Here is a 21,269-nt window from a genome sequence, read left to right as displayed (position 1 = left end):
CTAAGATGACTGCCGAAGACGCCAACCGTTCCTCGTTGTTGCCCGCCCGGGCACTGGCGGGCCGCGATGACCCAGTGGACCGCATTCTTGCCACCGCTTATGAGCTGTTCTCCCGCCGCGGGATCCGCGATGTGGGGACCAATGAGCTCATCAGCCGTTCCGGCGTTGCCAAGGCCACGTTCTACCGGCATTTCCCGTCAAAAGACGCCCTGGTCCTGGCGTTCCTGGCGCTCCGTGACCAGGTGTGGACCGTGGACCTCATCGTCTCCGAAGCCCGGCGCCGCGGCAGCACCCCCGAGGAGCGGCTGCTCGCTGTTTTCGATGTCTTCGGCGACTGGTTCCACCGCGACGACTTCGAGGCGTGCACGTTCATCAACGTCCTGCTGGAGATGGGACCCGAGCATCCGCTGGGAAAAGCGAGCATCGGCTACCTCAGCCGGATCCGCGGCCACATCGAGGCCCTGGCCGAGGAAGCCGGGCTGAGCCGGACCGAGGAATTTGCGCGGTCCTGGCACATCCTGATGAAGGGCTCCATCATTTCAGCGACCGAGGGGGACTTCCTGGCGTCGAAGCGGGCCCAGCAGATGGCCGGCTGGCTGATCGAACACCACCGCAATTGACGCTTAGGCGTCCTGGGCGGCCGTGGCGGGGAGTGCTGCCGGCGGAACGGCAGTATCGTCGCGCAGCGGCCGGCGGGCCAGCCAGGCGGCCACGATCGCGCCCGAGATGTTGTGCCAGAGCGAGAACACCGCGGACGGCAGCGCGGCCAGCGGGCTGAAGTGTGCCGTTGCCAGCGTGGCGGCCAGTCCGGAGTTCTGCATCCCCACTTCAAAAGCCAGCGCGCGGCGGGCCTTGTCGTCCAAGCGGCCCAGCTTGCCGGCGAGGTATCCGAGTCCCAGGCCGAAACCGTTGTGCAGCACAACGGCAAGGAACACGATGCCGCCTGCGGCAACGATCTTGCTGGCGCTGCCGGCCACCACAATCGCCACAATCAGTGAAATCACGACGGCGGACGCCCACGGGAGTGCCGGCAGCACCTTCGCGACGAGCTTCTTGAGGAACAGCCGGGCCAGGAGTCCGGCAATGACGGGCAGGAGGACGGTCTTGACGATGTCCAGGACCATGGCGCCGGCGTCGATCTGCAGGAAGGACCCCGCCAGGAACAGGACCAGCAGGGGAGTGACGATCGGAGCGATCAGTGTGGAGACGGACGCGACGGCCACGGACAGTGCCACATCGCCCTTGGCCAGGAAGGCCATCACGTTGGAGGCCGTTCCGGACGGTGCGCAGCCCACCAGGATGAGGCCCACGGCCAGTTCGGGTGGCAGGTTGAGGGCCACGGCAATCAGCCAGCCGGCACCCGGCATGATCACGTAGTGGGCCACGATGCCCAGCACTACGGCCCAGGGGCGCTTGACCACCGAGGCAAAGTCGGGCGGGGTGAGCGTCAGGCCCATGCAGAACATAATGATGCCCAGCAGGTACGGGACGCTGGGGCCCATGGGCTTGAAGGCGCCGGGCACCAGGAATCCGGCAATGCCTGCGGCGACTACCAGCAGCGGGAAGACCGTGACGGCGATACGGGCGATTTTCGCCTCGGCGGCCAGCGCCGGATTCAGCCGGGCGGCGTCGGCTTCGCTGCCGGCGGTGGTGTTTTCGTGGGTTTTTGTTGCCTCAAGCATCCAATAATGCTCACATCCGAACGCCTATTCCAGCCACTTCATGAACAGACGTCTGACATTTGTGTCGGATTCTGGGCTCGTTCGGGCTGACCGGCCACGCGCCGGGCGGTCTGTTGCGGCTGCTACTGCGACGGCGGGGTGCTGTAATCGGCGATATGCGCCGTGGCTGCGTGCTCGCGGATCTCAGTGACACCGGAAGCGGCCGCCGCGCTGTCCCGGTAGATTCCCGAGACTGCCAGGATGTTGCCTGCCCCGTTGACGAGCCGGATGCGGACGCCGCCCTGTTCCGCGGCGACGAGTTCGAATTTTCCTGCCATGCTGGACCTCCCCCAAGGTGGTGCGCCTGCACGGTAGCCGCAGGCTGCTCCCCTCCAACTGTAGATGACAATTCTTGTCATATGAATTAGACAACGATTTGTGTCGGCAGGACGGAGGGTGGGCCACGTTGGGCGGCATGCCCGCCGAAACGCGGCTAGTCCGCGGCGTTCAGCTTCCCCGCGAGCCGTTCGCGCATCTGGGTGCTGGCGGAGTTGAGGCCGATCAGCTCCACTTCCCTGCCGTGCCGGCGGTACTTCTCGGTGACGGCGTCCAGCACGGCGATGGTGGAGGCATCCCACAGGTGGGAGGCATGGAAATCGATGATGACGCGGTCCACCGTGGGGGCGGCATCGCGGGCATATTCGAACTGCGTGTAGAGATCGTTGGAGGAGGCGAAGAAGAGCTCCCCGTCCACCGTGTACGTGGCAACGGTGTCACCGTTGAGCTCGACCTCCGTCCGCTCCACGGTGGCGAAGTGGGCCACGCGCCTGGCGAACATGGCCATGGCCGCCAGTACACCGACTCCCACCCCGATGGCCAGGTTGTGAGTGGCCACGACGGTGCCCACGGTGATGAGCATGACTGCTGTTTCGGACTTGGGCATCCGCTTGAGCGTCTTCGGGGCAATGGAGTGCCATTCGAACGTGATGGCGGAGACGAAGATCATCACGGCCACCAGAGCGGCCATGGGGATCAGGCCCACGATGCCGCCCAGCGTCACCACCAGGACCAGCAGGAACACGCCGGCCAGGAACGTAGACACCCGGCTCCGGGCGCCGGAGCCCTTGACGTTGATCATGGTCTGGCCGATCACGGCGCAGCCGCCCATGCCGCCCAGGAAACCGGTGACGATGTTTGCCACGCCCTGGCCCCAGGACTCGCGGGTCTTGTTGGAACGGGTGTCGGTGATGTCGTCAACAAGCTTGGCCGTCATCAGCGATTCCAGCAGGCCCACCAGTGCCATGGACAGCGCGAAGGGCGCAAGGATCTGGAAGGTTTCCAGCGTCAGCGGCACATTGGGAATGAAGAGGGCGGGCAGGCTTTCGGGAAGCTGGCCCTTGTCCCGGACGGCCGGGACGTCGATGTTGGCCAGCACGGCAAACAGCGTGAGGGCCACGATGGCCACGAGCGGGGAGGGCACGGCCGTGGTCAGCCGCGGGAGCGCGACGACAATCACCAGTCCGACGGCCACCAGCGGATAGACCAGCCACGGAACGTTGATCAGCTCGGGCAGCTGTGCCATGAACACAAGGATGGCCAGTGCGTTCACGAACCCCACCATCACGGAACGCGGAATGAAGCGCATGAGCTTGGTGACGCCCAGGAGCGCCAGGAGGATCTGGAAGACGCCCGCCAGGATCACCCCGGCGATCAGGTAGTCCAGGCCGTGGCTCCGCATCAGCGGGGCGATCACCAGCGCAACCGCGCCGGTAGCTGCGGAGATCATGGCGGGCCTGCCGCCCACGAAAGCGATGGTGACGGCCATGGTGAAGGACGCGAACAGCCCGATCCGGGGATCCACACCGGCGATGACGGAGAAGGCAATGGCCTCGGGGATGAGGGCCAGGGCCACCACCAGTCCGGCGAGGGCTTCGGTCTTGAGGCGGCGCGGGGATCGGAGCGTGGCCCGGACGGACTGGAGTTGTTCGGGCTTCATGTGTTCCTAGGGCTTGGTCTGGCGATAGCGCTCGATCTGCTTCAGCCTCCGCAGGAGGCTGTCGCGCCGGGGGTGCGGAACGACGTCGGGCGCCTCCGCGGTGAGGTCAATGTGTTTGGTGCCGTACTGCCACAGCAGCAGGTCATCCAGCAGCCGGTCCGGGCCGGGGGAGTATCTGTGGTCCAAGGCCTTGCGGACCTCGGTGATCCGGTTCGCGCTGAGCAGCTCTGCCAGCTGCATGGTCTGGTTGAGGCCGTGCGCCGCCATGAGTTCGGCTGCCCAGCCCCAGTCATCATCCACTTTACGGTCAACGTGCGGAAGCAGCGTCCGCCAGACGTCGCGGATCCGGTTCGGAGTGAGCTGGGCGGCGCCTTCACCGTCGGTGTCCCAGTAGCTGCGGACTTCTTCGTACCGTTCGTGCAGGTCCGCGAAGGCGCCTTCCACTGTTTCCAGCATGGCCGCGGTGGCGGTGAACTGACGATCGAAATGCGGGGTCCAGGCCCGGGGATCCTCGGCCTTGAAGCGGATGTCATGCTCGATCTCGCTCCAGGCGTGCGCAAAAACAGTGCGGATCTGGCATTCAAAGAAGTAGCTGCCGTTGGGCTGGATGTCCGGGTTGAATACCTGCTGGTACTCCTTGACCGCCTCGTTCTGGATGGTCCGCAGGATCAGGTGGCGGCTGGAGTAGCCGTAGGTGCCGGATTCGATGGAGCCGATGTCCTTTTCGCGGTCGCCGCGGCAGTCAAAGAGCTGGCGCTGGCGCTTGATCAGGTTGGCCACCACCGCATTCTCTGCAGGCAGTTTGGTGATGACGCGGACGCCCACCATGTCATTGAGCGTGCGGAACGGATCAGGGAACTTCAGCAGTGGCGCACCGCCGGGTTCCAGCGGCTCCTCCGTGCGGGAAATCTTCTCCTTGAAGGACTCCACTGTCTTGGTGCGGCCGGTGACGAACAGCGGCGTTACCTCGGTGTCCTTGAGCATGCTCCGGAGCGTCAGCAGGACTTCCCGCGTGACCCGCTTCAGGGCAGGGCGCACCCGTGCATAGAGCTCCACGTTTTCCTGCACGGACTCGCGCAGGCCTGCGTCCAGGCGGTCCCAGTTGGTAGCCATGTTTCCAGCTTACGGGCGGCCTGCGACACCCAGGGGGGTGACACCCCCCGGGCAGTGCGGTCCGTGGGCCCGCGGTACACGCGGTGAACGGCGCCAGGCGCCGTCGTCGAACGCGCTGGCGCAAGCTGTCTGCCTCCCAAGGTAGGCTCGGCACATGGCTGATGTGCGGCGTCGGACCCTGCTTTCCCGCGGGCTTCTTGGCGCCGCCGCAGCAGTGGCACTGGGGGCATTGTCCGCTTCCTGTTCGTCGGGCCCGAAGGAGGACGCAGTGAAGCGGCACAAGTACCAGTACGGCGATGACCCGAGTCAGTGGGGTGAGCTGTTCCTGCCGGACGCGGCTGTAACCCGCGGCGTGGTGGTGGTTATCCACGGCGGGTACTGGCGCTCGCAGTACGGCGCCGAGCTCGGCGAGCCGCTGGCCCGGGACCTTGCCATGCACGGAATGCCCGCCTGGAACCTGGAGTACCGGCGTGCCGGCAACGGCGGCGGCTGGCCGAACACCTTCGAAGATGTTCTGGCGGGAATCGACAAACTCAGGGACGTCGCGGCGATCCACGGGCTTGGCCTCGAAAAAGTCGTGGCCCTGGGCCACTCGGCCGGCGGGCACCTGGCGGTCTGGGCTGCCGGCCGGACCCGGCTTGGGCAGCTGGGCGCGCCGGACGCCGACCGCCAGCTGAAGCGGAGGAACGACGACGACGGCGCCGTGCAGCTCACCGGGGTGGTCAGCCAGGCCGGCCTCCTGAACCTGGCCGATGCCGAAAAGCTGAACCTCAGCAACGGCGCAGTCAGCAACCTGCTGGGCGGTTCGTCAGCGAAGTATCCGAAGCGCCACAAGTACGTGGACCCCATGAGCGCTATTCCGTTGCGGGTCCCCGTTTACGCCGTCCACGGCAGCGACGACGACGACGTTCCCGCCAGCCAGTCCGTGTCCTACGCCGGCGCGGCGAAGGCTGCCGGCGGACCCGTTCAGCTGCTGAACGTCCCCGGAGACCATTTCGCGTTGATTGACCCCAAGGCCCCGGCCTACCGGAAGTGCCGGGACCTGGTGCAGGAACTCCTGGGCTGAACATCTGCCCGGCTTCTGTCCGCCCGGCGGCAGGGTCCGTCCCCTAGACTGGAGGAAGGTGCGCCGGGAAGTCTGGTCGGCATAGTTTTGTCGACTCAACGTTTAGGACGCTTCATGAGCCAAACACCTACGCCCGCACCTGACGCCAAACCGCGCTTCACCATCCTTGGCTACGGCAGCTACGCGGAATCGCTGCGCATCGGCGAGATCCTGCGCAAGGAAACAGTGGGCGGTGCACTCCTTGTGGCCGCTGCGGTCATCGCGCTGATCTGGGCGAATTCGCCGGTCTCGGACAGTTACTTCGCACTGCGGGATTTCCGGATCGGGTACGAGCCCTGGCACCTCGAGCTGAGCCTGGGCGCCTGGGCCGCCGACGGACTGCTGGCCATCTTCTTCTTCCTGGTGGGCCTGGAACTCAAGCGGGAGTTCGTGGCCGGGGACCTGCGCCAGATCAGCAAATCGATCGTGCCCGTGGCTGCCGCGGCCGGCGGCGTGATTGTCCCGGCCCTGATATATGCCGCTGTGAACATATACAGCCCGGAAACCCTGCGCGGCTGGGCCATCCCCACCGCAACGGACATCGCGTTCGCGGTGGCAGTGCTGGCGATCATCGGATCCCACCTGCCCAGTGCCCTGCGCATCTTCCTGCTCACCCTGGCGGTGGTGGACGACCTCATTGCCATCAGCATCATCGCGTTCTTCTATTCGAGAGACATCCAGGCCGCCCCGCTGCTGCTCGCGCTCATCCCGCTGGCGCTGTACGCCTTCCTTGCCCAGAGGTACCGCCGCTTCTTCGGCGTCCACTTCATGGCCGCCTGGGGCATCCTCCTGCCGCTCGGCGTCGCCACCTGGGCCCTGGTGCACGCCTCCGGCATCCACGCCACGGTGGCGGGTGTGCTGCTGGGGTTCGCCGTGCCGGTGCTCCGGTCCAAGGCCAGCGGGGGTCCGGACGCCGGCCCCGGCCTCGCGGAAATCTTCGAACACCGCTTCCGTCCCATCTCGGCCGGAGTGGCCGTTCCGGTCTTCGCCTTCTTCTCTGCCGGCGTGGCCGTCGGTGGCTGGGAAGGCCTGGGTTCGGCGCTGGCCGACCCCGTGGCCATCGGCATCATCATGGCCCTCGTCCTGGGCAAACCCCTCGGCATCATGGGCACCACGTGGATCCTTACCAAGGCCACCCGGGCGCGGCTGGACGGGTCCTTCAAATGGATCGACGTGTTTGGAGTTTCCCTCCTGGCCGGTATCGGCTTCACCGTGTCCCTGCTGGTCGCGGAACTCAGCTTCGGCCACGGCAGCCTGCACGACGATCACGCGAAGGTTGGCATCCTGGCGGCGTCGCTCCTCGCCGCAATACTGGCAGCCGTGGTGCTGCGGACCAGGAACCGCCAGTACCGTGAGGCGGAAGAACGCGAGAAGGTGGACTCGGATCGGGACGGCATCCCGGACGTCTACGAACACGGAAACCAGGCCTGACGGACCTCGTTGGCCTCTTGCTGCTTCATACCCCTAGGGGTATGGTTTGAGTACGGCCGGAAGCCACGCCAGAGGCAAATGTGGCCGTCGAGGAGGACGCCATGGATGTCATTGTGATCGATACGCCGCCGCTGGGAGACCGGAGCTACCTGGTGCACGACGGCACGGTGGGCCTGGTCATTGATCCGCAACGGGACACGGACCGCGTGGAAGCCGCCGCGCGTGAAGCGGGCGTGACCATCACCCACGTCGCTGAAACCCACCTCCACAACGACTACGTCACCGGTGGACTGGAGCTCGCCAGAACCCATGGCGCGACGTACCTGGTCAACGCCGCGGACCCGGTCCAGTTCGAGCGCGAAGCCATCACCGACGGCCAGGCCGTCCGCGTGGGATCCCTGACAGTCAGGGCCGTCGCCACCCCGGGACACACCCATACCCACTTGTCCTTCATCGTGGACGACGGCGACAAGCAGGCGGTGTTCTCCGGCGGCAGCCTGCTGTACGGCTCCGTCGGCCGGACAGACCTGGTCGCGGCGTCCGACACCGTGGGCCTGGCGCACGACCAGTACGCTTCGGTTCGCCGGCTCGTGGCCGAGGCGCGGCCCGATGCCGCACTGTTCCCCACCCACGGCTTCGGATCCTTCTGTTCGTCCGGTCCGGCGAGCAAGGCGGGCTCCTCCACTCTTGGTGAGCAGCTCGCTGCCAACCACGCCCTCATCGATCCGGACGAGGACCACTTCGTCCAGGAACTCATCGCCAACCTCTCCGCGTATCCCTCGTACTACGCGCACATGGGCGCCCTGAACGCCAAGGGACCCGGCCCGGCGGACCTCGCCGTCCCGGAGTCAGTGGACCCCGCAGAGCTCACCCGCCGCCTGGACGGCGGCGAATGGGTGGTTGACCTTCGCCGCCGCGTGGCGTTCGCCAGCAACCATCTCAAAGGCAGCGTCAGCTTTGAATATGGCAGCGGCTCCAACTTCACCACCTACCTGGGCTGGGTCCTGCCTTGGGACGAGAAGCTCACCCTCGTGGGTTCCCGCGAGGACGTGGAAAAGGCCATCCGCGACCTCTCCCGCATCGGCATCGATTCGCCGGATGCCGCCGTCGGAACCGAACCGCAGGCGCTGGCGCCGGATGCCGCCGTCGCCTCCTACCCGCGGCTCGGCTGGGACGGCCTGCTGGCAGGCCGCGCGGATGGGGACACGGTCCTTGACGTGCGGCGGACGGACGAGTTTGCAGCGTCCCATGTGGCCGGTGCTGTCAACGTTCCCGTCCACCAGCTCCTGACCCGCCTGGACGAAGTGCCGGCGGGACGGTTGTGGGTCCACTGCGGAACCGGCTACCGGGCCGGAGTGGCCGCCAGCCTGCTGCAGCGCGCGGGCAGGGACGTGATCTACCTGGATGCCAGGTTCGGCGACGCAGAGGCAGCCGGGGTGGCCCTGGACAACGCCCCGCCGGCGTAATCAGGAGCGCGCGCGTCCCTTCTCTGGCAGAGTATGACCATGCTCACAGTTATTGGCGAAGGCCTGGTCGACGTTGTCCAACGATCCTCGGGAATCGAGGCCCACGTGGGCGGCAGCCCGCTCAACGTGGCAGTGGGATTGGCGCGGCTGGACCACCCCGTGCAGTTCATCGGCAGGTTCGGGCGTGACGCCTACGGCGAGTCCGTGGCCGCCCACCTGAAATCCAGTTCGGTGATGGTCCCGCAGGGCCCGGATGCCCTGCCCACCAGCGTGGCCACCGCGTTGATCGACGACGACGGCGCCGCCACCTACATGTTCGACCTCGCCTGGGAACTTCCCGGCCTCGCGGACCGGCTGCCGTTCATGCTGCAGGGCACCACGTTGGTGCACACCGGCTCCATCGCCACCATGCTGGAGCCGGGGGCTGCCGAGGTGCTCGCGGCCGTCGAGCACGCGCACCCCTCCGCCACCATCAGCTTCGACCCCAACTGCCGCCCCAGCATCATCACCGATGTGGACTATGCCCGCCGGCAGGCGGAAAAGTTCGTCACCCTCGCGGACATCGTGAAGGCATCCGACGAGGACCTCGAATGGCTCTACCCCGGTGTGGACGTCCTGGAGTCGGCCCGGCGGTGGCTGTCCCTGGGCGGTCCCGAGGGGCCCGCCCTGGTGGTGGTGACCCGCGGCGCGGCCGGCCCGTGGGGAATCACCGCCGCCGGCGAAGCGGAGTTCCCCGCACCCAAGGTAGAGGTGGCGGACACGGTGGGCGCAGGCGATTCTTTCATGGCCGCGCTGATTTCCGGGCTGGTGGACCGCGGCCTGGACGGTGCCCAGAACCGCAAGGAGCTGCGTGAGCTACCGGCCGAGTCGCTCCGTGAACTGCTGGCCCATGCGGCGTGGGCAGCCGCCGTCACCGTGTCCCGGCCGGGGGCCAACCCGCCCACGAGGGCCGAACTCAACCACCTCGAGCTCGAAAGTCTGGAACGCGACGCGGAGTCCGCCGTCGAACGGGAAGCCGCGCTCGCCGTCGACGACCGTAGGAATGCCGATTCCGCCAGCAACTGAAAGGCAGCACATGTCCAGCCACCATTCCCCTTCCCTGCACGTCAGCAGCGAGTCCTTCCAGGACGGCCAAACCCTGCCGCCCGCCCAGCGCAGCGGCAAGATGCGCGCCGGGGGCAAGGACGAATCGCCGCAACTGAGCTGGAGCGGTGCGCCGGCGGGGACCAGGGGCTATGCGGTCACGATGTTCGATCCCGATGCCCCGGGCCGCGGCGGCTTCTGGCACTGGGCGGTGCTGGATCTCCCGGCAGGCGTCACGTCGCTTCCCGCCGGGGCCGGGGCCGGTGCCGAGGGCGGCGGGCACCTTCCGGCCGGTGCACTGCAGTTGAAGAACGACGGCGGTTTCCACGGCTACCTGGGCGCCGCGCCACCGCCCGGCCACGGCCCGCATCGGTACATCGTCACGGTCTACGCCCTCGATGTGGAGCACCTCGGTGTGGACTCCGGGGTCAGCCCGGGCAAGCTGGAATCCAGGCTGGCCCCGCACGTGCTGGGCCGCGGGACGCTCACGGGCATCTTCGAACGCTGAGCCAGGTCCACCCCGCCGCGCCGAGATCGCCGGAGGCCTGCGAGATCGCCGTAAGTTTCCGGCGATCTGGCAGCATTCCGGCGAATTCGCGCTCCAGGATCCGGGGCGGACGGCCCTGAGCCCGCCCGGAGGGGGCCGCCGCCGGGCCAACGTAGACTGGCTGTATGCGGCTGGTAGCAAGTGATATTGACGGAACGATCCTCGGGCATGACGGAAAGATCAGTGACCGGACCATCCGCGCCTTCCACGCCTGCCGCGATGCCGGCGTCGAACTGGTGTTCGTGACCGGACGCCCGCCCCGCTGGCTGCACCCCCTGGAAGACCAGCTGGGGCACGCCGGAACCGTGATCTGCTCGAACGGTGCCGTGGTGTGGGACCTCGAGGAAGGCCGCCTGGTCTCCGCGCGCGCGCTCGCCCTGGAAGCGGTCTTCGAGGCGCGCCGCATCATCAAGCAGCTCCGGCCGTCCGCGCTGTTCGCCGCGGAAACGCTCACCGGCTTCCACCTGGAGCCGGGCTTCATCGAAAACGACTCCAGCGAACTCCTGACCGAATTCACCCCCGCTCCGCTGGCCAGCACACTCACCGCTGACGACGCCGTGGTGAAGTTCCTGGCCATCGTCCGCGAAGGCACGGCGGACGACTTCCTTGCCGAAGTGTCGCCCGCAGTCGCCCACCTCGCCTCCGCCACCCACTCGGCACCCACCGTGGCCATGCTGGAACTTGCCCTCCCGGGTGTCAACAAGGCGGTGACCCTCGCGGAATACGCCGCCACCCTGGGGATTGACGCAGCGGACGTGGTGGCGTTCGGGGACATGCCCAACGACATCGAGATGCTGCGCTGGGCCGGGGACGGCTACGCGATGGCCAGCGGCCACCCGGAGGCCATCCGAGCCGCGGGGCAGCAGGCGCCGCATTTCGACGACGACGGCGTGGCCCAGATCCTCGAAGCCAAACTGGCCGAATTTGGCGTGAAGCGCGTCTAGGCAGGCGCCTGGAATGACTGAGCCCCAGCCTTTCTTCACCGCCGGAAGCGCGTCCGCGCGGATCGCGATGGCGCACCGCGGGTTCTCGCCGGACGGGCTGGAAAATTCGATGGCGGCGTTCCGCGCCGCCGTCGAACTCGGCTACCGGTACCTGGAAATGGACGTCCACACCACTGCCGACGGCGTGCTGCTGGTGTTCCATGACCCCGCACTCGACCGTGTCACGGACGGGCAGGGACGCATCTCCAGGCTCCCTGCAGGGACGGTGGCCCAGGCGAGGATCGGGGGCATGGAACCCATCCCGCTGTTCGAGGAAATGGTGCGGGCCTTCCCCGGCGTCCGGCTGAACCTGGACGTCAAGGACTGGAACTCCGTCCCCGGGCTTGCGGCCGCGATTGAGAAGTACGGCGTTCACGACCAGGTGCTGATTACGAGTTTCTCGGACCGCCGTCGCCGGGCGGTTCTAAGGCGGTTAAGCCGGCCGGTCGCGGCGTCGGCCGGCGTCGTGTCCAACGCGATCTTCACAATGCTGGGACCGGTGCTTCCGGCGCCGGTCATCCGACGGGTGGTGCGGGGCATCCACGCGCTGCAGGTTCCGGTCAGCTACGGTGCCGTCCGGGTGGTGACGCCGGCGTTTGTCCGCCGCGCCCACCGGCACGGCCTCCAGGTCCATGTGTGGACCATCAACGATCCCGCGGAGATGCACCGGCTCCTGGACCTTGGTGTTGACGGCATCGTGACGGACCGGGCCGATCTCCTCAAGACAGTGCTCCAGGACCGGGGGCAGTGGGACTAGCTGCCGTGGTGCGAAGCCCGCTGCGCTTCCAGCACCGCTGCGAATTCGTCCGCCGGAACCGGCCGGCCGAAGTAATACCCTTGGGCGCTGACGCACCCGATACTGGCCAGGTGCCGGGCCTGTTCCGCCGTCTCCACCCCTTCCCAGACTGCTTCGAGGCCGCACGCCCGGATCAGCTGGAGAATGGCGGCGATCAGGTCCGGCTGGGCCGGGTCCGTTCCGAGGTCCTTCAGCAGCGAGCGGTCCACTTTGACCTTGTCCACCGGAAGCTTGCGCAGGTAGCTGATGGAGGAATAGCCCGTACCGAAGTCATCGATTTCCAGCCCTACCCCCAGCTTCCGCAGGCTGCTCAGGGAGTACCGGTCCAGCTCATTGCCGCTGACAATTGCGCCCTCGGTCAGCTCCAGGACGAGCAGCTCCGGGCTGATTCCGGCCCCGCTGAGGGCATCCCGGACCTCTTCGATGAACTCGAGGCGCTGAAGGTCGGTCGGTGAGATGTTGATCCGCATGGAGAAGTCGTCCCCGGCGCGGCCCTCGGCCCGCCAGTCCTGCAGTTGCCTGACTGCAGTGCGGAGCACCCAGCCGCCCAGTTCGGAAATGAGTCCGGCATCTTCAGCGAGGGGAATGAATTCGTCCGGCATCACCATGCCGCGGGAAGGATGCTGCCAGCGGACCAAGGCTTCCGCACCCTCGATCCGCCCGGACGCCAGCGCGACCACGGGCTGGTAGAAAAGCACCAGCTCTGACTCGGAAATGGCCGTCCGAAGGTCATCGATAAGCTGGCTCCGCAATTGGCGCGCGTGCAGCATGGCCGGTTCGAATACTTTGAGCCTGTTGCGCCCGCCAGCCTTGGAAGCGTACATAGCCACGTCGGCTTCCATGAGTAGCTGTTCGGCGCTTTGTCCGGCTCCGCCGATGCACAGCCCCATGCTGGCCCCGCACTGGACGGAGTCGTTCTCGAGCTCCACTTGGCTGTCCAGGGCAGCGAGGATGCGGTTGCCCACGCTCGCGGCGCGGGCGAGGGTGGTGGCGGGCATCAGGACGGCGAATTCGTCACCGCCCAGGCGGGCCACCGTGTCAGTGTCCCGGACTGATCCCTTGATCCGCTCCCCGACGGCGGTCAGTACCTGATCCCCGGCAGCGTGGCCGAGGGAGTCGTTGATGCCTTTGAAGGCGTCAAGGTCCAGCAAGAGGACGGCGGGCGGAAGGTCGCCCCGCTCAGCCTCCGTCAGGGTGTCGTTGAGGGCACTGACCAGGGCCGCACGGTTCGCCAGGCCGGTCAGCGAGTCCGTCAGCGCCATCTTCTGCATTTCCAGGTGCGCTTCGTTGAGCAGCCGGGTGCGCAGTTCCACCCGCTGCTCCAGCTCCTGGTACATGATCTGCAGGTCTTCGGCCAGGAGGTTGGTGCCCATGATGACAGCATCCAGCTCATCCCTGGCGGGGGATACTTCGATCCGGGAGTGAAGCTCCCCTGCGGCAAGGCGGACGATTCCGTCCAGCAGCTTGCCCAGGCGCGGGTCGCCCTCAGTGAACATGGGCGTTTTCCTTCAACCACTTGAGGGCCTCGGGCTCGGACGTGAAGTAACTGGCAGGCCCGGACTTGAAGTCGCCGCCAAGGATGAAATGCGCCAGGATCCGGTCCACTGGAGTCCGTCCGAGCAGTGCCCAGGCGGCCACTGTGCTCACATTGCTGAACACCGCCCTCGCCGCCCTGCTCACGGACGCAACGCCTGTCACATCCAGGAGCACGGCCAGCGGAGGGCCGGAGCGCGGGCGTTGAAGGCCGGCAGCCAGCACCCGCGCTGAATGCTCATCCAGGTGTTCGTCTCGGGGAAGCACGATCCTGACAATTTGTTCTTGCATCAATCCAAGCGGCTTAGACATTAATCCCCCGAACATGTGAGAGGAGCCGTTTGGCCTCCCTGGCGCCACTCAGCCTCCCACGAGGCTCTGAGACTAAAAATACACTGTCCTTCGCCGTCCGGGGTGCGTTAGCTTACGCCTGCCGCAAACGCGCGAACCTGGGCGCTCCGTTCGGAGGCGGCCGCATCGTCAAAGAGTTCGGCTGCATCAGCCAAGCGTTGGAGCGCTTCCTCGTGGTCACCGTTGGCAAGGAGCGATTTGCCCAGCAGGAAAGAGGCCTCTCCCGCTGTTTGGGTGGCCAGGATTCCTGCTTCGGTGCACAGCGGCCGGAGCATGTTGATTGCCGTTGCCATATCGCCGGTCAGGAAATGCCAGTGTGCGCGCACAAACGACATTTCAAGGAGGTCGCGGTCACTTCCGCCGACCACTTCGGTGGCGAGCTCCGCCCGCTCGATGCAGCGAAGGGTTGCGGGGTCGGTGAGCTCGGCCTCGAGGCGCATCACCGCCGACGCGCGGTTGAACCTGGCCCAGAGGTCCACGTCCTTCGACGGTGACAGGCTTTCTGCAGCCATGTCGTGGTAGCGGCCGCCGTCCTTCACCCGGCCGGTGAGGAACGCGACGTTTCCTATCACCCAGTAGGCCTTTCCGGCAGTGTCCTCGTCCACGAGGTCCGTCAGCAGGCCCTCCAGCAGGAGGCATTGGTCCCACGCCTCATCGAGCCGGCGACTTTCCGCGAGGGCGGCGATGAGTGCACGCTGGGCCTGGATGTGGAGGTAGACGTACTCGGGGTTGCCGGCAACGAGATCGGCGGCGGAGGTGGCTGCGCCGACGGCGTCGGGTAGCCGCCCCAGCCCCTGTTGCGACAGTGCCAGCAGGATGAAGGCCCGTGCTCCCAGGGCCGGTTCCGCAGCGGAGAGCGGGTGGCTGGCCAGGTATGTGATCAGTTCCATGCACTCGTGGATCTGACCCAGGTCCTTGAGGCATTCAGCCTGGAAGAGCGTCATGTTCCACCAGGCGATCTGGTCCCCCTCTAACAGAGCGAGCTCCGCTGCTCTGCGTGCCTCGTCCCGCGCCCTTGAGTATTCGCGGCTTTTCCAGCTTTCGCGGGCCTGCAGCTCCGCAACCACATGCGGTAACAATTTCCGGGGAATCGGCATTTTCCAATTATCCCCCGGAAAGCTTCTACATCGACCACCCGTGTCATAATTTTGCTGGTGTTACCAGAGTTAAATATTGATCTTGTGACCGTATACTGACGCTCGTAATGAGTTTTTGCGCCCAATTGATTGAAAGGACCCGCGGATGAAGAAAATAGCCGCTACATTCTTGCTCACCGGCGTCCTGGCTGTCGCAGGTTTCGCTGCGCCCGCCACGGCCGCTCCCAAGTCGGATACCACCGTCAGCACGTCAAGCAAGGCGCCCACCACGCAGGCACACATCGGCTGGTGGCCAGACTAAGCTCCATGCGCCAAGAACTGCCCCCGGATCTCAAATCCGGGGGCAGTTCCGTTTAAGGCCCGGAAACGGGCAGTTTCACGGTGATAGTGGTGCCCTCGCCCAGCTGCGAGCTGACCGCCACGTCCCCCCGATGCGCCTTGACGATGTCGTACGCAATGGCGAGTCCCAGGCCGCTGCCGGGGACGGCCGCTGACGTCGCGTTGGATGCACGGAAGAAGCGGGTGAAAAGATGCGGGATTTCTTCCTCCGGGATTCCAACCCCTGTATCGCGCACGTGGATATTAATGCCGGACTCTCCGTCCGTCATTGCTTCCAGGCGGCAGCTAACAACAATCCCGCCTCCGCGAGGCGTGAATTTGATGGCATTTGAAACAAGGTTCGTAAACACCTGCTCCAGCTGAACTTCATCGGCGATTATCTCTGAATCGCCGTCGCAGAGCTCCAGCGAGATGGAAACGTCGCCCAGCTCAGCCAGCGGGCGCAGCGCCACTGTCACGATTTGGAGAGTGTGTCCCAGCTGGACGGGCCCCAGATGGAGGTTGGCGCCGTCGTAATCCTGACGCGAAACAGTGAGCATATCCTCGATCAGGCGCCGCAGCCGCTCTGAGTTCCTGACAATGATGTCCAGCATCCTCTCCACTTCCGCGGGCACCGGCCCTCCCACGCCGTCCTGGATCATGTCCAGGTAAGCGGAGATGGACGTCAGCGGAGTACGGAGTTCGTGGTTGACGGTGGCAAGGAAATCGGTCTTCGCCTGGTCAAGCTGCCGCAGCTGCTTGACCACCCGCTGCTGGGCGCTCATCAAATGGCTTTGGATGAGCCCGTACGCGACGTTTCCGGCCACGTGCTGGATCAGTGAAATTTCGGTTCGCGTCCAGACACGCGGCTCGTCCAGCTGCGCAATCCAGATGACGCCGAGCGATGACTTGCCCTCGCCCACAGGAACAAAGGCGGAGGCCCAGGGGCCCATATGCTCAGACCATGCCGCCAGCTCCTGGTCCTCGGGGGACCATTCGTGCAACCGGTGGTCCTCCACTGTGAGCACTTCCGCCTCTGACCACAGCCGGTCCGCAACGCGGTGCGCGGACGATTCCTGGATTCCCAATCCGTCCGCCACAGCGGCAAGGCCAGGCCGGTGCCACTGGGCAGCTATCCGCGGGACGCGGTCGTCGTCGAAAGTAGTGAACAGGACGCGGTCGGCGCCGAATGTCTCCCCGAATCCTGTCACCAGATAATCCGAAATCAGGAGGGGATCATGGGTGGCGCGAACGGCAGAGGACACCCCGCGGAGCTTTTCGCGCAGCCGTTCAGCGCTTTGCCGCGCATCGGAGCGCTGCGCAGCGCGGCTGACCAGGACGTCCGCCCGGTGGGCAAGTTCGGCCGGGGCGGGAGGTTTCGCGATGTAGTCCGCCATGGGGAGCGACCGCACGCTCTCCGCCGCGGACTCGTCATCCAGATCGATCAGGAGAAGGAGCGGTGCATCCACCGGAGGGCCGGCAAGCGAATGATCCGCGACGACGATGCTGGGATGGTGCCGGTCCAGCAGCCCGGCCAGGCTTTCGTGGCTGGAGGCCGTGGAGACCTCGAACCCTGCGGCCGCTAAAACGGCCGCTGTAGCGGACAAGCGCCCGCTGTCCGGATCGGCCACGATAGCCGTGCGTGGTACAAGTGAGTTCTGCGCCGCCTGGATTATCACGCTGCCCCCTTCGGTCCCCGGTTGACTACATTGTAGGGTGACTTAGGTCGCACGCATTCCTTGCGGGCTTACCCTGGCGGGAGGAAGGGTGGATATGTCCGGAAATCGCGAGATGGGCACGGAAGCGGGACTGACGCTGGGAGCCGACGGAGTGCTCCGGCTGACGTGGCCGCGCGGCGCCGTGATCACAGCCGGGGACGCGGAGCGCGCCATGCTCAGGGTGAACCAGTTGTGTGGCGACGAACGGCATCCCATGCTGGTGGACATGGCCACCACCGCCGACGTGAGCCGGGGCGCACGCGCCGTTTTTGGCCGCCCGTGCCAGGCCTCCCGGATCGCCTTGCTGGGGGCCTCGCCGGTTGACCGCGTCCTGGCCAATTTCTTTTTGGGAATCAATGCGGTGCCGTGTCCCACGAAGTTCTTCACCTCCGAACGGGACGCCATCACTTGGCTGTCTGTGACCTGATTTCCGCGCCGACTAGCCGGGCATCAACGGTGGTGCCCTTATATTTGGACCATGCTCGCCGCCCTAAAAAAATACCTGATGATCCCCAGGCTTGTGCGGTTGTCCGCCGGCGCACCGCGGGACCACCATGTTGCCTGGGACCTGTTCTGGTCCTCCGTGAAAAGCACAGGGGCCACCGGCGACGTGCTGTGGGACTCCGGCAGCGACCACGAGATGCAGGGTTACGTGGACAGGCTGCGCCTGCACCTGGACCCCGGGCTGCCGGTGGTGGACATCGGCTGCGGCAACGGCAGCTTCACCCGGCAACTGGCCGCGCATTTCCCGCACGCCATGGGTGTTGATGTCTCCGCCCATGCGGTACGGCGGGCAGTCAGCGAGTCGTCCGGGCTGGCGAACGTTTCGTACGTCGTCCGTGACATGACAGCTCCCGACGCCGGCGGCGGACTCGGGGAAGAGCTTCGGCTGCTTGGCGGGGGAGGCCGGGCTGGCGCAGGGGCGAATGTCTTTATCCGGGGCGTACTGCACGTCCTGGGAGAACGTGAACGGCACGCCCTTGCCGAAAACGTTCGTGCCATCACGGGAATGAACGGGCGCGTTTTCCTGGCCGAAACCGACTTCCAGGGAAACGCCGTCGAGTACGTGTCGCACCTCGGAGCAACGCTCCGGTCCATCCCGTCGCCTCTCGAAGGGGCCATCCGCGGGCTGCCCATGCCGGGACGCTTCGGTCCGAAGGAGCGGAGCCTGGCCTTCCCCGCGGGCCGCTGGGAGCTGATCGAGGACGGTCCCACGGCGATCGAGACGATGCCCTTGTCCGACCCGACGCGGGCTGACCTCATCCCCGGCTACTTTGCGGTGCTGCGGGCAAGGAATTAGGAGCCTTTCCCTGAATCCGCGCCGCGGGGAGCTATCCTCGACGGATGAAGGGGACCGAAGCAACAGCCGTCGAGGCCGGAGGGCTCCGTGGACGGATGTACGCCTCGCGTGCCACGCCCAGCGGCCTGCCGGACGCCGTCGCGGAGGCCCCCACCATTGTCCTCATTCACGGGATCGGCGTCTCCCACCGGTACCTTGCACGGCTGCACCATGTCCTGGCCAGGACCGCGGACACGATTTCGATCGACCTTCCCGGCTTTGGATCCGCACCCCGCCCGGACCGCCTGCTCACGGTTGCGGACCACGGGGCATTTATCCACGAGGTGCTGGATCAGGCGGGAGTGGGGCCGCGCATCCTCGTGGGCCATTCCATGGGGGCACAGTTCGTTCTGGAAGCGGCCCTTCAGCGCCCCGGCCAGGTGCCGCATGTTGTGCTGATGGGACCCGTGGTGGACGTCCGGCGCCGCACAGTGCTCCGCCAGATGCTTGCGCTGGCCAGGGATGCGATCCGCTATGAAACATTGGGGTCCAATGCCGTGGTCTTCAGCGACTACCTGCGCTGCGGCCCGGGCTGGTACCTCAAGCAACTGCGGGTCATGATGAACTACCGGACCGAGGACCGGATTCGCGGGCTGGGGGCGCCAGTACTGGTCCTCCGTGGGGCCTCGGACCCCATCGCGACAGGGGAGTGGTGCCGGATCCTTGCCCGCCGCGCTCCGGCCGGCAGGCTGGTGGAGGTGCCCGGCTGCGGACATGTGGTCCAGTACACCGGCACGGCCCAGGTCGCTGACGCCATCAGTGGCTTCGCCGGGCTCCCGGATTCCGGCGCCGCGGAACAGACCCAGAACCGCCGCTAGGCCCGTCCCGGCCGCCCATCGGGGTCAGTGCTCCAATAATCCATGTTCATTACACGCAGGCAAGCGCTTTCCGGCGGATGCTGGCAGGATAGACCCATGCGCATTCTCATCGCTCCGGACAAGTTCAAAGGGTCACTGACTGCCGCGGAGGCTGCCAGTGCCATCGCCGAGGGGGCGCTGCGCGTCTATCCGGACGCGGTCGCCACGCAGTTTCCAGTTGCCGACGGCGGAGAAGGCACCCTTGAAGCCGCCGTTGCCGCCGGCTACGAGGAGCGGCTGAACGCCGTCGTCGGTCCCATCCTGGCGCCCATTGGTGCGGCCTGGGCTCTCCGCAAGGATGCTTTCGGCGGTGCCACCGCCGTGATTGAAACGGCCCAGGCCTCGGGGCTGGCGCACATGGAGCCGTCGCCGGCCAACGCGCTGCGCGCGCACAGCTACGGCTGCGGCCAGCTGATCGCTGCCGCGCTGGACGCCGGGGCTACCGAAATCGTGCTGGGCGTGGGAGGGTCTGCCATGACCGACGGCGGCAGCGGCGCCCTGCGCGCACTGGGCCTGAAGCCGCTGGACGCCAGCGGAAACGTGGTTCCGCTGGGCGGCGGTTCCCTTGGGGACGTTGTAGGTGTTGACGTTTCCGGTCTGGACCCGCGGCTGGCTGCCGTGAAGTTCCGGATCGCCGTGGACGTTCAGAACCCGCTGTTCGGAAGCGACGGAGCGGCGCACGTCTTCGGTCCGCAGAAGGGCGCCGACGCGGACGCCGTGGAGCTGCTGGATGCGGGGCTCCGCAACTGGGCGTCGGTTCTGCGGCAGTCCACGGGGCGCGACGTCAACGTTCCCGGAGCGGGCGCGGCTGGCGGGTTCCCGGCGTCGTTCCTGGCTTTCAGCAATGCCGCTCTCGAAGGCGGCTTTGCCTTGGTGGCGGGCCTCACGGGCCTGGCGGTCCAGCTGGCCGAGGCGGACCTGGTGATCACCGGCGAGGGATCCATGGATTCGCAGTCGCTGGAGGGCAAGGCGCCCATTGCGCTGGCCGATGCAGCGCGCGAGCGGGGCATCCCGGTGATTGTGGTGGCCGGCCGAATCCTGGTCACGCCGGAGGACCTGGCGAGGCACGGCGTAGTGGCCGCTGCGCAGCTGCTGGACGTCGCGTCCAGCCCGGAAGACGCCGTCGCCAATGCCGCCAAGTACCTCACGTGGGCCACCAGCCAGGTCCTTGAGGGGGCCTGACTCGGGCCGCTAAGCCCCGGTCTCGTAATGCGGTTCGGCCACAGGTTTGGACTCGGGTGAGCCCCGTTCGCGCAGGTAGACGGACGCGCCAACCAGCACGGCGACCGCCAGGAATTCGCTCTGCCAGTTCTGGAACGACTCGAACCAGAACCGGCTGGTGCCGAGGTAGCCGAGCAGCGTCACGCCCGGCTGCCCGTGGCTTTGTTGTTCCTGGCTGTACTCCTCGCTGCCGCCTATCGCATGGAGGGTGAAAGATGCGAGGAACAGAAGCAGGAACATGATGGAGAGGGAGTGCTCATAGAGCCTGAGGACCCAGCCGCCGCGCCGTACGGGCCACGGCGTGGCGGCCTTCACGGCTGCCTCACGCGGATCCTGGTCCTGCGGCGCTACCTTTCCTATCGGCTTCGATTCCGAGGAGCCTTTTTGGAAAAGGAAAACCGTCAGGATGACATACATGCCCATCTGCAGGAACTCCGATTCCCAGTTCTCGAAGGTGGCTTCAAGGAACGCCCCGGTGGCGAGGTAGCCCGCTATGCCTACGGCCGGTTGGCCGTGGGCGAGTTGGTCTTCGCTGTAGTCGCTGGCGCCGCTGATCACCATTCCGCCGAAAAACACCGCGAATAGCCCGATGTTGGCCAGCATCAGCCCGTGTTCCTTAACCCACTTCTTCATGGCGCCTTCCGATATTGACTG

Annotated in this window: 22 protein-coding genes; 13 read left to right on the top strand and 9 right to left on the bottom strand. The window is 66.3% G+C overall.

All coding sequences use genetic code 11. From position 1 onward, the window contains the following. Positions 1-5: 5 nt before the first annotated feature. Positions 6-620, top strand: a complete 615-nt coding sequence (locus ASF98_RS12325) for a TetR/AcrR family transcriptional regulator (RefSeq protein WP_055802081.1) — start codon at positions 6-8, stop codon at positions 618-620. Between the two features lie 3 nt (positions 621-623). On the opposite strand, the gene ASF98_RS12320 is transcribed toward ASF98_RS12325, so the two are convergent. From ASF98_RS12320 to ASF98_RS12305, 4 genes are all read right to left on the bottom strand, one after another. After that, positions 624-1,682: a bile acid:sodium symporter family protein gene (locus ASF98_RS12320; RefSeq protein WP_055802078.1), complete on the bottom strand. Its 1,059-nt coding sequence runs from the start codon at positions 1,680-1,682 to the stop codon at positions 624-626. A 122-nt stretch (positions 1,683-1,804) separates the two neighbouring features. Next, positions 1,805-1,999 (bottom strand): YegP family protein, encoded by a 195-nt coding sequence (locus ASF98_RS12315; protein ID WP_055802076.1) that lies wholly within the window; start codon positions 1,997-1,999, stop codon positions 1,805-1,807. A 155-nt stretch (positions 2,000-2,154) separates the two neighbouring features. Then, positions 2,155-3,657, bottom strand: coding sequence for a SulP family inorganic anion transporter (locus ASF98_RS12310; protein WP_055802074.1), 1,503 nt, complete (start codon positions 3,655-3,657; stop codon positions 2,155-2,157). Positions 3,658-3,663: 6 nt separating this feature from the next. After that, complete coding sequence (locus tag ASF98_RS12305; protein WP_055802071.1) at positions 3,664-4,770, bottom strand: GTP pyrophosphokinase; 1,107 nt, start codon at positions 4,768-4,770, stop codon at positions 3,664-3,666. Between the two features lie 268 nt (positions 4,771-5,038). Between ASF98_RS12305 and ASF98_RS12300 the strand changes: the two genes are divergently transcribed. The 7 genes from ASF98_RS12300 to ASF98_RS12270 all read left to right on the top strand — a co-directional run bounded on the left by ASF98_RS12300 (position 5,039) and on the right by ASF98_RS12270 (position 12,142). Then, a complete protein-coding gene (locus ASF98_RS12300; protein ID WP_055802068.1) occupies positions 5,039-5,836 on the top strand; it encodes an alpha/beta hydrolase in 798 nt (265 codons plus the stop codon). A 114-nt stretch (positions 5,837-5,950) separates the two neighbouring features. Beyond that, on the top strand, positions 5,951-7,306 hold the full coding sequence (gene nhaA, locus ASF98_RS12295) for a Na+/H+ antiporter NhaA (protein WP_055802066.1): 1,356 nt from the start codon (positions 5,951-5,953) through the stop codon (positions 7,304-7,306). A gap of 101 nt (positions 7,307-7,407) precedes the next feature. After that, entirely contained in the window at positions 7,408-8,772 is a 1,365-nt protein-coding gene (locus tag ASF98_RS12290; protein WP_055802459.1) for an MBL fold metallo-hydrolase, read from the top strand. Between the two features lie 39 nt (positions 8,773-8,811). After that, the gene (locus ASF98_RS12285; protein WP_235505847.1) at positions 8,812-9,837 is read left to right on the top strand and encodes a carbohydrate kinase family protein; all 1,026 of its coding nucleotides are present in this window, start codon (positions 8,812-8,814) and stop codon (positions 9,835-9,837) included. A gap of 10 nt (positions 9,838-9,847) precedes the next feature. Next, complete coding sequence (locus ASF98_RS12280; protein ID WP_055802060.1) at positions 9,848-10,363, top strand: YbhB/YbcL family Raf kinase inhibitor-like protein; 516 nt, start codon at positions 9,848-9,850, stop codon at positions 10,361-10,363. Between the two features lie 164 nt (positions 10,364-10,527). Then, positions 10,528-11,346: a Cof-type HAD-IIB family hydrolase gene (locus tag ASF98_RS12275; RefSeq protein WP_055802057.1), complete on the top strand. Its 819-nt coding sequence runs from the start codon at positions 10,528-10,530 to the stop codon at positions 11,344-11,346. A 13-nt stretch (positions 11,347-11,359) separates the two neighbouring features. Then, positions 11,360-12,142, top strand: coding sequence for a glycerophosphodiester phosphodiesterase (locus ASF98_RS12270; RefSeq protein ID WP_055802055.1), 783 nt, complete (start codon positions 11,360-11,362; stop codon positions 12,140-12,142). On the opposite strand, the gene ASF98_RS12265 is transcribed toward ASF98_RS12270, so the two are convergent. From ASF98_RS12265 to ASF98_RS12255, 3 genes are all read right to left on the bottom strand, one after another. Continuing rightward, on the bottom strand, positions 12,139-13,677 hold the full coding sequence (locus ASF98_RS12265; protein WP_055802052.1) for a putative bifunctional diguanylate cyclase/phosphodiesterase: 1,539 nt from the start codon (positions 13,675-13,677) through the stop codon (positions 12,139-12,141). The genes ASF98_RS12270 and ASF98_RS12265 overlap by 4 nt on opposite strands. Then, positions 13,667-14,005 (bottom strand): DUF7793 family protein, encoded by a 339-nt coding sequence (locus ASF98_RS12260; protein WP_055802049.1) that lies wholly within the window; start codon positions 14,003-14,005, stop codon positions 13,667-13,669. Before ASF98_RS12260 ends, ASF98_RS12265 begins: the two co-directional genes overlap by 11 nt. Positions 14,006-14,133: 128 nt before the next feature. Continuing rightward, positions 14,134-15,162, bottom strand: coding sequence for a hypothetical protein (locus ASF98_RS12255; RefSeq protein WP_055802047.1), 1,029 nt, complete (start codon positions 15,160-15,162; stop codon positions 14,134-14,136). Positions 15,163-15,307: 145 nt separating this feature from the next. Here ASF98_RS12255 and ASF98_RS24140 point away from each other — a divergent pair, with 145 nt between their 5' ends. Next, a complete protein-coding gene (locus ASF98_RS24140) occupies positions 15,308-15,463 on the top strand; it encodes a hypothetical protein (RefSeq protein ID WP_156037087.1) in 156 nt (51 codons plus the stop codon). Between the two features lie 52 nt (positions 15,464-15,515). Here ASF98_RS24140 and ASF98_RS12250 read toward each other — a convergent pair whose 3' ends face one another. Further along, positions 15,516-17,087 carry a sensor histidine kinase gene (locus tag ASF98_RS12250; protein ID WP_235505845.1) on the bottom strand — a complete coding sequence of 524 codons (1,572 nt, stop codon included), beginning with the start codon at positions 17,085-17,087 and terminating at the stop codon, positions 15,516-15,518. A 166-nt stretch (positions 17,088-17,253) separates the two neighbouring features. Here ASF98_RS12250 and ASF98_RS12245 point away from each other — a divergent pair, with 166 nt between their 5' ends. From ASF98_RS12245 to ASF98_RS12230, 4 genes are all read left to right on the top strand, one after another. Continuing rightward, positions 17,254-17,625 (top strand): DUF7793 family protein, encoded by a 372-nt coding sequence (locus ASF98_RS12245; RefSeq protein ID WP_055802041.1) that lies wholly within the window; start codon positions 17,254-17,256, stop codon positions 17,623-17,625. Between the two features lie 51 nt (positions 17,626-17,676). After that, the gene (locus tag ASF98_RS12240) at positions 17,677-18,498 is read left to right on the top strand and encodes a class I SAM-dependent methyltransferase (RefSeq protein ID WP_055802038.1); all 822 of its coding nucleotides are present in this window, start codon (positions 17,677-17,679) and stop codon (positions 18,496-18,498) included. A 44-nt stretch (positions 18,499-18,542) separates the two neighbouring features. Then, positions 18,543-19,355: an alpha/beta fold hydrolase gene (locus ASF98_RS12235; RefSeq protein WP_055802035.1), complete on the top strand. Its 813-nt coding sequence runs from the start codon at positions 18,543-18,545 to the stop codon at positions 19,353-19,355. A gap of 96 nt (positions 19,356-19,451) precedes the next feature. Then, positions 19,452-20,576, top strand: a complete 1,125-nt coding sequence (locus ASF98_RS12230; protein ID WP_055802032.1) for a glycerate kinase — start codon at positions 19,452-19,454, stop codon at positions 20,574-20,576. 9 nt (positions 20,577-20,585) lie between these two features. On the opposite strand, the gene ASF98_RS12225 is transcribed toward ASF98_RS12230, so the two are convergent. After that, positions 20,586-21,248 carry a DUF6766 family protein gene (locus ASF98_RS12225; protein ID WP_055802030.1) on the bottom strand — a complete coding sequence of 221 codons (663 nt, stop codon included), beginning with the start codon at positions 21,246-21,248 and terminating at the stop codon, positions 20,586-20,588. Between the last annotated feature and the right edge of the window lie 21 nt (positions 21,249-21,269).

Source organism: Arthrobacter sp. Leaf337 (assembly GCF_001423745.1).
Taxonomy (GTDB): Bacteria; Actinomycetota; Actinomycetes; order Actinomycetales; family Micrococcaceae; genus Arthrobacter.
The sequence above is the reverse complement of the archived record's forward strand: the minus strand, read 5'-3'. Positions and strand labels throughout refer to the sequence as shown.